This is a genomic window from Kitasatospora purpeofusca (assembly GCF_034043715.1).
Lineage (GTDB): Bacteria > Actinomycetota > Actinomycetes > Streptomycetales > Streptomycetaceae > Kitasatospora > Kitasatospora purpeofusca_A.
Genome location: NZ_JAXCLC010000004.1, coordinates 26,434 through 39,227 on the forward strand (window position 1 = coordinate 26,434; position 12,794 = coordinate 39,227).

The 12,794-nt window shown below is 70.8% G+C and carries 12 protein-coding genes and 1 tRNA gene; 10 read left to right on the forward strand and 3 right to left on the reverse strand.

The window, feature by feature from the left end; genetic code table 11:
* Positions 1–75: 75 nt before the first annotated feature.
* Positions 76–1,053: a serine protease gene (locus SM793_RS03170; RefSeq protein WP_320436429.1), complete on the forward strand. Its 978-nt coding sequence runs from the start codon at positions 76–78 to the stop codon at positions 1,051–1,053.
* Positions 1,054–1,109: 56 nt separating this feature from the next.
* Here SM793_RS03170 and SM793_RS03175 read toward each other — a convergent pair whose 3' ends face one another.
* Positions 1,110–1,301, reverse strand: coding sequence for a DUF397 domain-containing protein (locus SM793_RS03175; protein WP_320436430.1), 192 nt, complete (start codon positions 1,299–1,301; stop codon positions 1,110–1,112).
* An 8-nt stretch (positions 1,302–1,309) separates the two neighbouring features.
* A complete protein-coding gene (locus tag SM793_RS03180) occupies positions 1,310–2,164 on the reverse strand; it encodes a helix-turn-helix transcriptional regulator (protein WP_320436431.1) in 855 nt (284 codons plus the stop codon).
* 304 nt (positions 2,165–2,468) lie between these two features.
* Here SM793_RS03180 and SM793_RS03185 point away from each other — a divergent pair, with 304 nt between their 5' ends.
* Genes SM793_RS03185 through SM793_RS03195 form a run of 3 tightly spaced genes read left to right on the forward strand, consistent with a single transcriptional unit; the run spans position 2,469 to position 3,294 of the window.
* Positions 2,469–2,837 (forward strand): ATP-binding protein, encoded by a 369-nt coding sequence (locus SM793_RS03185; protein WP_320436432.1) that lies wholly within the window; start codon positions 2,469–2,471, stop codon positions 2,835–2,837.
* Positions 2,834–3,076: a hypothetical protein gene (locus tag SM793_RS03190; protein ID WP_320436433.1), complete on the forward strand. Its 243-nt coding sequence runs from the start codon at positions 2,834–2,836 to the stop codon at positions 3,074–3,076. Before SM793_RS03185 ends, SM793_RS03190 begins: the two co-directional genes overlap by 4 nt.
* Positions 3,073–3,294 (forward strand): hypothetical protein, encoded by a 222-nt coding sequence (locus tag SM793_RS03195; RefSeq protein ID WP_320436434.1) that lies wholly within the window; start codon positions 3,073–3,075, stop codon positions 3,292–3,294. Before SM793_RS03190 ends, SM793_RS03195 begins: the two co-directional genes overlap by 4 nt.
* A gap of 1,559 nt (positions 3,295–4,853) precedes the next feature.
* Here SM793_RS03195 and SM793_RS03200 read toward each other — a convergent pair.
* A tRNA-Arg gene (locus SM793_RS03200) sits at positions 4,854–4,925 on the reverse strand.
* A gap of 192 nt (positions 4,926–5,117) precedes the next feature.
* Between SM793_RS03200 and SM793_RS03205 the strand changes: the two genes are divergently transcribed.
* The 6 genes from SM793_RS03205 to thrB all read left to right on the forward strand — a co-directional run bounded on the left by SM793_RS03205 (position 5,118) and on the right by thrB (position 12,635).
* On the forward strand, positions 5,118–5,555 hold the full coding sequence (locus tag SM793_RS03205; RefSeq protein WP_320436435.1) for a response regulator: 438 nt from the start codon (positions 5,118–5,120) through the stop codon (positions 5,553–5,555).
* 87 nt (positions 5,556–5,642) lie between these two features.
* Positions 5,643–7,298 (forward strand): arginine--tRNA ligase, encoded by a 1,656-nt coding sequence (argS, locus tag SM793_RS03210; RefSeq protein ID WP_320436436.1) that lies wholly within the window; start codon positions 5,643–5,645, stop codon positions 7,296–7,298.
* An 87-nt stretch (positions 7,299–7,385) separates the two neighbouring features.
* The gene (lysA, locus tag SM793_RS03215) at positions 7,386–8,780 is read left to right on the forward strand and encodes a diaminopimelate decarboxylase (RefSeq protein ID WP_320436437.1); all 1,395 of its coding nucleotides are present in this window, start codon (positions 7,386–7,388) and stop codon (positions 8,778–8,780) included.
* 139 nt (positions 8,781–8,919) lie between these two features.
* Positions 8,920–10,212 carry a homoserine dehydrogenase gene (locus tag SM793_RS03220; protein ID WP_320436438.1) on the forward strand — a complete coding sequence of 431 codons (1,293 nt, stop codon included), beginning with the start codon at positions 8,920–8,922 and terminating at the stop codon, positions 10,210–10,212.
* Between the two features lie 9 nt (positions 10,213–10,221).
* Complete coding sequence (thrC, locus tag SM793_RS03225; RefSeq protein WP_320436439.1) at positions 10,222–11,319, forward strand: threonine synthase; 1,098 nt, start codon at positions 10,222–10,224, stop codon at positions 11,317–11,319.
* A 380-nt stretch (positions 11,320–11,699) separates the two neighbouring features.
* Positions 11,700–12,635, forward strand: a complete 936-nt coding sequence (gene thrB / locus SM793_RS03230; RefSeq protein WP_320436440.1) for a homoserine kinase — start codon at positions 11,700–11,702, stop codon at positions 12,633–12,635.
* The last annotated feature ends 159 nt before the right edge of the window (positions 12,636–12,794 follow it).

Sequence of the window (12,794 nt, forward strand, 5' to 3'; positions counted from 1 at the left end):
GACCCTCCCAGCTCGGGGCGCCATAGTCGGGACCGACCTCGTACCGCCGCCGACCAGGGCAGGAGCCGACCGAGCATGGGCCAGCACCGCCGTACCCCCCGCCGCCGCCGTTTCCTGGCGCCGACCCTGGTCACCACGGCCCTCTCCGTCCTCACCGTGGCGGTCGTGGTGGTGGGCACGCACAGCCTGACCCCGCGGGCCACCGCCGTCGCCTCCCCGGCCACCTCGGCCGCCGTCGCGCCGCCGGTCCCGGGCGCGCCCGGCGTCCCCACCGTTCCGGCCGCCGTGCCGGTCACCGTCCCGGTCGCCGGGTCGGAGCCGTCGGAGCCGGCCGCCCAGTCGCCCGTTTCCGCTTCCACGCCCACAACGGCCGCCCCCACGACCGCCCCCACGACCGCCGACGGGCCGCCCGGCACTACCGCCACCGCCCCGGCCACCCCCGAGGCGGCCACCGTCGGCGCGCTGTTCACCGGCGCGGTCCGCCCTGGCAACCACTTCTGCACCGCGAGCGTGCTGCACAGCACCACCGGGAACCTGCTGCTCACCGCCGCCCACTGCATCGACAACCCGAGCGGAGTGACCTTCGCCCCGGGCTACCGCGACGGCCGGGCCCCGTACGGCACCTGGCGGGTCACCGCCGTGCACACCACCACCGGCTGGGCCCACGGCGGGGACCAGGACGAGGACTTCGCCGTCCTGGAGACAGCTGCGGATGACGGCGGGCGCCGGGTCGAGGACGTGGTCGGCGGCAACACCCTCGGCACCGACGAGCCCTTCGGTACTGCCGTCCGGCTCTACGGCTACCCGGCGGACGGCGAGCAGCCGCTGCTGTGCACCAACACCACCGGGCGTCAGAGTGCCTACCAGCGGGTCGTCGACTGCCCGGGCTACCCGGGCGGGACCAGCGGCGGACCGTGGATCTCCACAGCCACCGGGCATGTCGTGGGCGCCATCGGGGGCTACCAGCAGGGTGGAGACACTGATGACATCTCCTACAGCGCGTATTTCGATCACACGATCGCGGCGCTCTACGCCGAGGCGGCGGCCTCCTGACCTTGCGGGACCAGCGATGGCGGCCCTCGCTCGAAACGAGCGAGGGCCGCTAGTGCTTAGGCGTAGTGGTCGAGTTCGCCAGCTTTGATGGTGCGGAGGAGGCCGGCGAAGGTGGAGGTGGCAGTGTGAAGTATGAGTTCGCCATCATCGGACTCCCGAAGGCCGACCAGCCCGTCCATGGTTCGGACTTCCACGCAGTTATCGCTTGAGCTGCTGAAGGAAGACTTCTGCCAGTTGCTCTGATGCATCTCGATCCTTACAAAGTTCGGGCGGTCCGGTTGATCAGGTCGCGCGATTCGTCCTCTGTGAGCGCGTACTTCTCGATGCGCCCGAAGATTGCACGGTAGGACGCGAGTTCCCCCGGGGCGTCGAAGAAGAAGGGTCCCCGCGAGGACTCCATCTCGGCGGTATCCAGCTCCGGCACCTCGCCGAAGCTGTAGATGATGCTCTCGATCGGTCCTGGCTGGGTATCCACACCGAAGGGGATCACGCGGATGCTTATGTTCTCCCTGAGCGAGTCGTCGACCAGACAGCCAAGCTGCTGCCGCAGTACATCGGTGCCGCCATAGCGTGTCATCAGACAGGATTCGTGAAGGTAGATCTCCAGCTTCTTCCGAGGGTCTCGGAGGAAGAGGTTTCTGCGCTGCGTTCGAAAGGCAATCCGCAGATCGACCTCATGAACGGTGAGCTGGGGAATGACCCGCCTGAAAATCCCCTTCGAATAGTCTCCGGTCTGCAGGAGCCCCGGAAGGAACGCGGCCGTCCAAATCTTGATCGCCCCTGCGGCAAAATCCTCATGCTCCGCAGACTCGAGGAAGGTGCTGGGGATGATGCCGCGATACTCCTCCCACCAGCCCTTCGTCCGATCCTGCGTCATGTTTCCCAGCGCTTCGATCAGAGGTTCGTTGAGGCACTTGCAGGCATTGGTGACGGCGCGCAGACGCTGGCGGCTGACTCCAATCCTGCCGGACTCCATCTGACTGATCTGACTCACGTCGATGTCGAGGATTCTGGCAAGCTGCGGGCCACTGAGTGTCGTGGCCTCGCGAATCCGTCGCAGCTCGGCACCGAGTCGGCGCTGCTTGAAGGACGGGTGGCGGCGTGGCGGCATGCGTTCGTTCCTTACGTGAATGGCGCCAAGTCTGCCGCCTGGCAGCCGGATCGGTCCACCACTCCCTTCCCGGCTTCCCACTTGAGGGTGATGTTTGAGCTAGTCGGTACCTCATGGGGAACTCTTGCTGTAGCGTCGGCCTCCGATGCGATCCGATGGATCGTCAGTAATGCCTGTTCACAGGGCAGTAGGCGCCTGCTGCCCTTCTGCGCCGCAGAGCAACCGGCTTCGGCCTGGCCTGGCTCACGGTGACGTTCCACCGACGCTCTCCTCCCCACCCCCGCCTCTCCCTCGGAGGTTTCTCATGCGTGCCTGCAGCCCGCCCGACTGGTCCACCGCCCGCGAGGAGCTGCGCGCCGCGCTCGCCCTCGCCTCCTGGCCGGACGACCTCGTCGCCGACGCCGAACTCGCCCTCCATGAGCTGTACGTCAACGCCTGGCGGCACGCGGGCTGCCAGGCGCCGACCGTCGTGGTCGTCCTCCTGTCCACCCGCACCCTGCGCGTCTCCGTCGCCGACGACAGCCCCGACCTGCCCGAACCCCGGATCTCCGCCGACCCCTACGCGGTCTCCGGGCGCGGACTCCACCTCGTCCGCGCCCTCGCCCACCGCTTCGGCGCCGACCCCGCCAAGAACGGCAAGCGGGTCTGGTTCGAGCTGGACGCCGCCGCGTGAACGCCCCCGTCGGCCCCATCGGCCCCCACGACAAGATCCTGCGCACCTACACCGAACCCGAGGTCACCGCCCTCCTCCGCGAACTCCACGAACGCGGCAGGCCCCTCGGACTCCAGTGGGGCTCCATCACCGTCTCGGAGCCCACCATCGACGGCCGCCTCCTCGTCGACTTCGGCGACGCTCCCGTCTCCACCCTCCTCAACCTCCTCACCCTGCTCCGCGAGCAGGCCAGACAGTGAGCGGCTTCCTCGTCGGCGCCGCCTTCGCCGTCCTCCTCGCCCTCGCCATCGCCACCGTCGTCACCGGCGTCGTCACCGCCCTCAAGATCGGCCCGCCCCCACCACCGATCACCCGCCACGGCCACTGGCAACCCCACACCCTCCCCGACGGCACCACCGAACACACCTGGACCGCCCACCAGACCGACCAGCAACCCCACACCCGCATACCCCACTGACCCTCCCCGGAGTGAGAAATCGGCCCCACCGACTTCCCACTCCACCGGCGACACGACCCGATCCCGGTGGCTCCCTTGCACACAGCAAGGGAGCCACCGGAAGAAAAGCCCGGACCAGGAAGTCGGCAGCATCGACGTCCTGGTCCGCCACCAGGGACAGCCGACCGAAGCTGGGTGGCGCGGAGCAGGACGTCGGCCGGTCCGACTTCCCACCCCACTCCGGGAGCTCGGGCGCTACCGCCCAACGCCCTCACCGTGCTCGGTGGCCCCTTGCCAGCAGCAAGGGGCCACCGCAAGCAACTCTCACGACGTGCCCCAGCAGCAGAAAGTCAGCCACCCCGACTTCCTGCTCCGCCTGGTCTCCGGCCCCAGCCGGCTGGGGCTGCGCGATGCGGAGCAGCTCCCGTTCCGGTGGCCGTTTCTGCCCGCAAGGGAGCAGTCGGAGGCGAGCCCAGGAGCAGGAAGTCGGCGGCTTCGACCTTTGCTGCTGTTGGCTCCCGGACCTCACCAGAGGAACCGGGGGGTCCGGTGCCCCCTTGCCGCGCAAGGGGGCACCGGAGCGAGGAACAGCAAGCTCACGCAGATACGTCCTGCGGCCCTGGGCCGGTCAGCCCCGGGACGGAGTAGGAAGTCGGCCCGCTCGACTTCCTACTCCTCCACCCCCGAGCCGGGACAGTGCCGCCCAGCAGACCTCACCGGAGCCCAACGAAGACCCGGCCGTACTCCGATGGCTTCCCGCGCGGCGCAAGGGGGCCACCGGAAACGACTCCCACCGCGTGCCCCAACAGCAGGAAGTCGGCAGCCTCGACTTCCTGCTTCGCCGGCTCATCGACCTCAGCAGGGGAAACGGCGTGCCATGAGCAACTGTCCCTCGCTCGGCCCGAGCGAGGGACAGCCGATTGAGGCTGAGTGGCGTGAAGCAGAGAGGTAAGCCGGTCCGACTTCTCACACCGCCCCTGGAGTGTGGGCGTTACTGCTCAACGGCCCTCACCGTGTTCCGGTGGCCCCTTGCGCGCAGCAAGGGGCCACCGGAATGGGAAACGGCAGACTCACGCCGATGCGCACCGGACCCTGAGCCGGTCAACCCCCGGGGCAACGTAGGACGTCGGCCCGTCCGACTTCCTACTCCTCCGCCCCCGGGCTTGGATGGTGCGGAGCCCAGCGATGGCCCCTTCCCTGCTCAGGCGGCTCCTTGTGCGGAACAAGGAGCCACGGGAGCAAGACGGTCATCACCACCGACAGCGCGTACACCCGGATGGGCCCGGCCGAGAAGTGGGGCAAGGCGCCGAGGCCGTCAACAAGGTCACCTTCACCGACTTCGGCCCCGCCGAGACCTTCGCCGCCACCGCCCTCCGCCCCCGCCGGCGCGGGTGCCGCCGCCGCGAGCTGACCACCGTCCCCGTGGGGCCGCGCCCCGGCCCCACGGGTCGACCCGACGGCCCCACGGGCCTACCGGGCACGCCACAGGTTGACCGGGCGTCAGCGCCGGAAAAACGAATCAGGCCCAGTCCGGTGGCAACTCGCCACTGGCCTGGGCCTGTTCTGCACTTCCTGCGAAGTGCCCCCGGTAGGATTCGAACCTACGCACCCGCCTCCGGAGGGCGGTGCTCTATCCCCTGAGCTACGGGGGCCTGCTCATTGTTGTCGTCGCGTTCGCTTCGACGTGGAGAACACTACCAGGCCCGCGCCGTGCTCCGTGCACGGGTTTCCCGGAGGTCCGGGGCGGGGCCGGGGCGGGTCCGGGGCGGGGCCGGGACAGGCGGTCCGGGCGGAAGTGGCCAAAGGCCGGACGGGGCGGCGGGGCCGCCGATACCCTCGGTGAGGTGTCGGGAGTGTCCGGGCGGGTCCTCGTGGTGGACGACAGCGAGGTGATCCGCCAGCTGATCAGGGTCAACCTGGAGCTCGAGGGCTTCGAGGTGGTGACCGCCGCCGACGGTGCCGAGTGCCTGGAGGTGGTCCGCCAGGTGAGGCCCGACGTGGTGACGCTGGACGTGATGATGCCGAGGCTGGACGGCCTGCGGACGGCGGCCCGGCTGCGGGCGGCGCCCGGGACGCGGCTGCTGCCGATCGCGATCGTCAGCGCCTGCTCGCCGGCCGACCTGGACCTGGGGGAGTCGGTCGGGGTGGACGGCTACCTCGGCAAGCCCTTCGATCCGGCGGACCTGGTCGCGCTGGTGCGGCGGCTGATGGAGCGCGACCGGGACGGCGGGGCGGTGGACGGGTTTCGCCCTGGGCGAACAGGCCGGAGTGATCGGGCCTGAGTGCCCGGGCCCGAGCGGGGTGCCCCGGCGTCTCAACCGGCAAACCGGGTGGCGAGGGCCCACCCCCTCTCGCCTACGCTTGGCGTCGTGACCCCCGCAGAGCTTTCCCAGGCAGTCCAGGCCGCAGTGAGCGCCGCCGTCGAGGCGGGCGAGCTGGCCGTCGCCGTGCCCGAGCACGTGACGATCGAGCGCCCCAAGAACAGGGACCACGGCGACTACGCGACCAACGTGGCCCTCCAGCTCGCGAAGCCGGCCGGCAAGCCGCCGCGAGCCGTCGCCGAACTGCTGGCCGAGCGCCTGCGAGGGATCACCGGCGTCACCAAGGTCGACATCGCCGGTCCGGGCTTCATGAACATCACCCTCGACGCCGCCACCCAGGGCGAGCTGGCCCGCACCATCGTCGAGGCCGGCTCCGCCTTCGGCCGCAACGAGGCCCTCAAGGGCCTGAAGATCAACCTGGAGTTCGTCTCCGCCAACCCGACCGGCCCGATCCACATCGGCGGCGTCCGCTGGGCCGCCGTCGGCGACTCGCTGGCCCGGGTGCTGCGCGCCTCCGGCGCCGACGTCACCACCGAGTACTACCTCAACGACGCCGGCGTCCAGATCTCCAAGTTCGCCAAGTCGCTCCAGGCGTCCGCCAACGGCAGGCCCGTCCCGGAGGACGGCTACGTCGGCGAGTACATCGCCGACATCGCCAAGGCGATCACCGAGGGCGTCCCGGGCGTGCTCGACCTCTCCGAGGACGAGCAGCTGGAGGTCTTCCGCACCGAGGGCCTCAAGCTCATGGTCGCCGAGATCCAGCGCTCGATGGAGGAGTTCGGCACCCACTTCGACGTCTGGTTCTCGGAGAAGTCGCTGCACGACTCCGGCGCCGTCGAGAAGGCCATCGAGCGGCTGCGCGAGCAGGGCCACGTCTTCGAGCAGGACGGCGCGATCTGGCTGCGCACCACCGACTTCGGCGACGACAAGGACCGCGTCCTGATCAAGGCCGACGGCGAGACCACCTACTTCGCCGCCGACGCCGCGTACTACCTGAGCAAGCGCGACCGCGGCTCCGAGGTCTCGGTCTACATGCTGGGCGCGGACCACCACGGCTACGTCAACCGGCTCAAGGCCATCGCGGCCTGCGCGGGCGACGACATGGACCGCAACATCGAGGTCCGGATCGGCCAGTTCGTGAAGATGCTTCGCGACGGCGAAGAGGTCCGGATGTCCAAGCGGGCCGGCAACATCATCACCATCGACGACGTGGTCGAGTGGATCGGCGTGGACGCGGCCCGCTACACGCTGGCGCGGTCCTCCACGGACTCCACCATCACGCTCGACATCAACGTGCTGACCAGCCAGACCAACGAGAACCCGGTCTTCTACGTCCAGTACGCGCACGCCCGGATGTGCTCGGTGCAGCGCAAGGCCGGCGAGCTGGGCATCACGCGCTCCGCCGACTTCAAACCCGAGCTGCTCTCGACCGAGTGGGAGTCCGACCTGCTCGGCCAGCTCGGCGAGTTCCCGCGGGTCCTGGCGACGGCCGGCGAGCTGCGCGAGCCGCACCGGGTCGCCCGCTACCTGGAGGAGCTGGCGGGCAAGTACCACCGCTTCTACGACAACTGCCAGATCCTGCCGAAGGGCGACGAGGAGGTCACCGACCTCACGCACGCCCGCCTCTGGCTGGCCGACGCGACACGCACGGTCATCGCCAACGGCCTCACGCTCCTGGGCGTGACGTCGCCCGAGCGGATGTAGGCACCACCCCCATGCGCACAGCGGGGGCGGCTGACGGTCAACGGGGACCGTCGCCGCCCCTCGCCATAGGTCGAGGAAACCGAGGACATGTCTCGCTCCGCACATCCCGCAGGCCCCCGTCACGGTGACGTACTGCCCGAGGGGCACTACCAGGCCCCGCCGGCCGACCTGAACGCGCTCGACCCCAAGGTCTGGTCGGAGACCGTCGCGCGCGGCGCCGACGGCGTGGTCACCGTCGGCGGCCTCGACGTGAACCGCATCGCCGCCGAGTTCGGCACCCCGGCCTACGTCATGGACGAGGCCGACTTCCGCGCCCGGGCGCGCGCCTGGCGGGACGCCTTCGGCAGCGACGCCGACGTCTACTACGCCGGCAAGGCGTTCCTCTCCAAGGCGGTCGTGCGCTGGCTGCACGAGGAGGGCCTCAACCTCGACGTGTGCAGCTCCGGCGAACTCGCCGTCGCGCTGGCCGCCGGGATGCCGCCGGAGCGGATCGCGCTGCACGGCAACAACAAGTCGGTGGACGAGCTCGAGCACGCGGTGAAGACCGGCGTCGGGCACATCGTGGTCGACTCCTACGAGGAGATCGAGCGCCTGGCGGCCGTGGCCGCGCACCAGGGCGTCCGCCAGCCGGTGCTGATCCGGGTCACCGTCGGCGTGGAGGCGCACACCCACGAGTTCATCGCCACCGCGCACGAGGACCAGAAGTTCGGCCTCTCGCTGACCGGGGGAGCGGCCGCCGAGGCCGTCCGCCGGGTGCTGGCGCACCCGGGGAGCCTCGAACTGCGCGGTATCCACTCGCACATCGGCTCGCAGATCTTCGACACCGCCGGCTTCGAGGTGGCCGCCCGCCGGGTGGTCGGCCTGCTGGCGTCGATCCGCGACGAGCACGGCGTCGAGCTGCCCGAGATCGACCTCGGCGGCGGCCTCGGCATCGCCTACACCAGCGAGGACGACCCGCGGGAGCCGGCCGAGATCGCGGCCGCGCTGGCCGACATCGTCCGCCGCGAGTGCGCCGCCGCGAACCTCGCCGCCCCCCGGCTGAGCGTGGAGCCGGGCCGGGCGATCGTCGGCCCGACCGCGTTCACCCTGTACGAGGTCGGCACCGTCAAGCCGCTCGAGGGCCTGCGCACCTACGTCAGCGTGGACGGCGGGATGTCCGACAACATCCGGACCGCGCTCTACGACGCGGAGTACACGGTGGCCCTGGTGTCGCGCACCAGTGACGCCGGTCCGATGCTGGTCCGGGTGGTCGGCAAGCACTGCGAGTCCGGCGACATCGTGGTGCGGGACGCCTTCCTGCCGGCCGACCTGGCCCCGGGCGACCTGATCGCGGTGCCCGCCACCGGCGCCTACTGCCGCTCGATGGCGAGCAACTACAACCACGCTCTGAAGCCTCCGGTGCTCGCCGTCCGGAACGGTGCGGCCCGGGTGATCGTCCGGCGCGAGACGGAGGAGGATCTCCTGCGTCTCGATATCGGATGACGAAATCCTTGTCTCAGATCATGGAACGACCGTAGATCCGTACGGAAAGTCCCGGAGACTGGTGGAGAACGAAAGTCCGGCGGGATACCGAAATGCCCGCCGGAACGACCTGAGAACGACGAATGCAGAGCGGAGTCGGATGATGCGTACGCGGCCGCTGAAGGTGGCGTTGCTGGGCTGTGGTGTGGTGGGCTCCGAGGTGGCGCGCATCATGACGACAGACGCCGCCGACCTCGCCGCGCGCATCGGCGCGCCGGTCGAGCTCGCCGGCATCGCGGTCCGGCGCCCGGGGCGGGTCCGTCCGGGCGTGCCCGAGCACCTGCTCACCACCGATGCCGAGGCCCTGGTCACCCGGGGCGACATCGATGTGGTGATCGAGGTCGTGGGCGGCATCGAGCCGTCCAAGAACCTCATCCTGGCGGCGTTCTCGCGGGGCGCCTCGGTGGTCAGCGCCAACAAGGCGCTGCTCGCCCAGGACGGCACCGAGCTGCACGCGGCCGCCGCCGCGGCCGGCGTCGACCTCTACTACGAGGCCGCGGTGGCGGGCGCGATCCCGCTGCTGCGCCCGCTGCGCGAGTCGCTGGCCGGCGACCGGGTGAACCGGGTGCTGGGCATCGTCAACGGCACCACCAACTTCATCCTCGACAAGATGGACACCACCGGCGCCGGGTACTCGGAGGCGCTGGAGGAGGCCACCGCGCTCGGGTACGCCGAGGCCGACCCGACCGCCGACGTGGAGGGCTTCGACGCCGCCGCCAAGGCCGCGATCCTGGCCGGCATCGCCTTCCACACCGAGGTGACCGCCGCGGACGTGTACCGCGAGGGCATCACCGAGGTGACCGCCGCCGACATCGCCTCCGCCAAGGAGATGGGCTGCGTGGTCAAACTGCTGGCGATCTGCGAGCGGGCCGCCGACGGCGAGTCGGTGACCGCGCGCGTCCACCCGGCGATGATCCCGCTGTCCCACCCGCTGGCCTCGGTCCGCGAGGCGTACAACGCGGTGTTCGTGGAGGCCGAGGCGGCCGGCCGGCTGATGTTCTACGGCCCGGGCGCGGGCGGCGCGCCGACCGCTTCGGCGGTCCTCGGCGACCTCGTGGCGGTCTGCCGCAACAAGCTCGCCGGTGCCACCGGCCCCGGTGACTCCGTGTACACCCAGCTGCCGGCCAAGCCGATGGACGAGGTCTTCACCCGCTACCACGTCAGCCTGGACGTCGACGACCGCGCGGGGGTGCTCGCCCAGGTCGCCTCGGTCTTCGCCGAGCACGGCGTCTCCATCGACACCGTGCGCCAGCAGGGCCGCGACGGCGACGCCTCGCTCGTCGTGGTCACCCACCGTGCCACTGACGCCGCGCTGTCGGCGACGGTCGACAAGCTCCGCGCACTCGACAGCGTGCGCGACGTGGCCAGCACCATGCGGGTCGAAGGGGAATAGGAACAGATGATGAGCAGCGTTGCCGAGAACGCCGCCCGAGGTACCCACACCCACCAGTGGCGGGGTCTGATCGAGGAGTACCGGGACCGCCTGCCGGTCAGCGCGGCGACCCCCGTGGTCACCCTGCTGGAGGGCGGGACCCCGCTGGTCCCCGCCCAGGTGCTGTCCGAGCGCACCGGCTGCGAGGTCTACCTCAAGGTCGAGGGCGCCAACCCGACCGGGTCCTTCAAGGACCGCGGTATGACGATGGCCATCTCCAAGGCGAAGGAGGACGGCGCCCAGGCCGTCATCTGCGCCTCCACCGGCAACACCTCCGCCTCCGCCGCCGCGTACGCGGTGCGGGCCGGGATGGTGTCGGCGGTGCTGGTCCCGCAGGGCAAGATCGCCCTCGGCAAGATGGGCCAGGCGCTGGTGCACGGCGCGAAGATCCTCCAGGTGGACGGGAACTTCGACGACTGCCTCACCCTTGCGCGTGAACTGTCCGAGAAGTACCCGGTGGCGCTGGTCAACTCGGTGAACCCGGTCCGGATCGAGGGCCAGAAGACCGCCGCCTTCGAGATCGTCGACATGCTCGGCGACGCACCGGACATCCACGTCCTGCCGGTCGGCAACGCGGGCAACATCACCGCGTACTGGAAGGGTTACCGCGAGTACGCGACGGACGGCCTGGCCTCCCGCACCCCGCGGATGTGGGGCTTCCAGGCCTCCGGCTCGGCCCCGATCGTGGACGGCGCCCCAGTGCTCAGCCCGCAGACCATCGCCACCGCGATCCGGATCGGCAACCCGGCCTCCTGGGACTTCGCACTTGCCGCGCGGGACGAATCGGGCGGTCTCATCGACAAGGTGACGGATCGTCAGATTCTGTCCGCGTACCGGCTGCTGGCCTCCCAGGAGGGTGTCTTCGTGGAGCCCGCCTCGGCCGCCTCGGTGGCCGGTCTGCTGGCCAAGGCGGAGGCCGGCCTGGTCGACCCGGGCCAGCGGATCGTCTGCACCGTGACCGGCAACGGCCTCAAGGACCCGGACTGGGCGGTGGCCGGCGCGCCGCAGCCCCGGATCGTCCCGATCGACCCGGAGGCCGCGGCCCGGCAGCTGGGCCTGCTCGACTGACGGAGCGTCCGGCGAGGCATCGCGCGGACGGCGGGCGGACGAACATCCCCCCACCCGGGCCGACCCTTTCGGGGGTCGGCCCGGTCTCGTTCTCGACTGACACTTTTGTGTCAATTCAGTGGTGGATTCGGATCCGAATCCGGCATGAATTCCGGCCAGAACCGGCAACACACCAGATCGAAGGCCCAGGGGGTGTACCGCTGTGGAACCTGTCTTCGATACTCTGGGTGCGGCCGTGTGGCACATGCCCCGGATCCGACCCCGCACCGGGCCGCACCACCGAATGTGACCGCCCGCCCCGGCCGGGGCCCCGCGGCCCGCTCCCCACCCTCGCACCGACGCGCTTCGCGCCGCCCGATTTCCCCAGGAGTGTCCACCGCATGGCCGGTCCCGCGTTCCGTGCCGCCGCCGTCCGGGTCCGGGTTCCCGCGACCAGCGCCAACCTCGGTCCGGGGTTCGACGCCTTCGGACTCGCCCTGGGCCTGTACGACGACGTGGTCGTCCGGGTCGCCGACTCCGGGCTCTCCGTCGACATCGCGGGCGAGGGTGCCGAGACGCTCCCGCGCGACGAGCGCCACCTGCTGGTCCGCTCGATGCGCGCCGCCTTCGACCACCTCGGCGGCCAGCCGCGCGGCCTCGAAGTGGTCTGCGCCAACCGCATACCGCACGGCCGCGGCCTGGGTTCGTCCTCCGCCGCGATCTGCGCCGGCATCGTCGCCGCCCGCGCCGTCACCATCGGCGGCCCGTCCGCCCTGGACGACGACGGACTGCTGGCGCTCGCCTCGGAGCTGGAGGGCCACCCGGACAACGTCGCGGCCTGCCTGCGCGGCAACTTCACCGTGGCGTGGACCGAGGAGGACCGGGCCAGGGCGATCGCCCTGGAGCCCTCCGCCGAGGTCGTCCCGGTGGTGTTCGTCCCGGCCACCGAGGTGCTCACCGAGACCGCCCGCGGGCTGCTGCCGAGGACCGTCCCGCTGGCCGACGCCGCCGCCAACGCCGGTCGGTCCGCGCTGCTGGTGGAGGCGCTGACCCGGCGTCCCGACCTGCTGCTCGCCGCCACCGAGGACCGGATCCACCAGGACTACCGGGCCTCCGCGATGCCGGACAGTGCCGCGCTGGTGGCCGCGCTGCGGGCCGAGAACGTGCCCGCGGTGATCTCCGGCGCCGGTCCGACCGTGCTCGCGCTCACCGACGAGGCGGGCGTGCAGAAGGTCCTGGACTTCGCGGGCGACCACGGCGGCAGCGGCCCGGTGTTCGCCGCCCACCGGCTCGAACTCGACCGGACCGGAGCCTCGGTGCTCCCGCTCGACGTCTGAACATCCCGTCCGCGGCGGTCCGGTCCGGTGCCTCGGCACCGGACCGTCCGGACACGATTGGCAAGCGCAAGGCTGGGGAATGTCTGAGGGGGTCGGTAGTGTTAACCTCATTGCTGCACCAGGTGCCCTCCGGGGCTCGGTGCGCCGCGTCCCGATCCC

Bases quoted from the DNA above. Each gene is read 5' to 3' on its own strand.
- SM793_RS03170 (WP_320436429.1), top strand. From the start codon at position 76: ATGGGCCAGCACCGCCGTACCCCCCGCCGCCGCCGTTTCCTGGCGCCG.
- SM793_RS03185 (WP_320436432.1), top strand. From the start codon at position 2,469: ATGCGTGCCTGCAGCCCGCCCGACTGGTCCACCGCCCGCGAGGAGCTG.
- SM793_RS03220 (WP_320436438.1), top strand. From the start codon at position 8,920: ATGATGCGTACGCGGCCGCTGAAGGTGGCGTTGCTGGGCTGTGGTGTG.
- thrB (WP_320436440.1), top strand. From the start codon at position 11,700: ATGGCCGGTCCCGCGTTCCGTGCCGCCGCCGTCCGGGTCCGGGTTCCC.
- SM793_RS03175 (WP_320436430.1), bottom strand. From the start codon at position 1,301: ATGCATCAGAGCAACTGGCAGAAGTCTTCCTTCAGCAGCTCAAGCGAT.
- lysA (WP_320436437.1), top strand. From the start codon at position 7,386: ATGTCTCGCTCCGCACATCCCGCAGGCCCCCGTCACGGTGACGTACTG.
- thrC (WP_320436439.1), top strand. From the start codon at position 10,222: ATGAGCAGCGTTGCCGAGAACGCCGCCCGAGGTACCCACACCCACCAG.
- SM793_RS03180 (WP_320436431.1), bottom strand. From the start codon at position 2,164: ATGCCGCCACGCCGCCACCCGTCCTTCAAGCAGCGCCGACTCGGTGCC.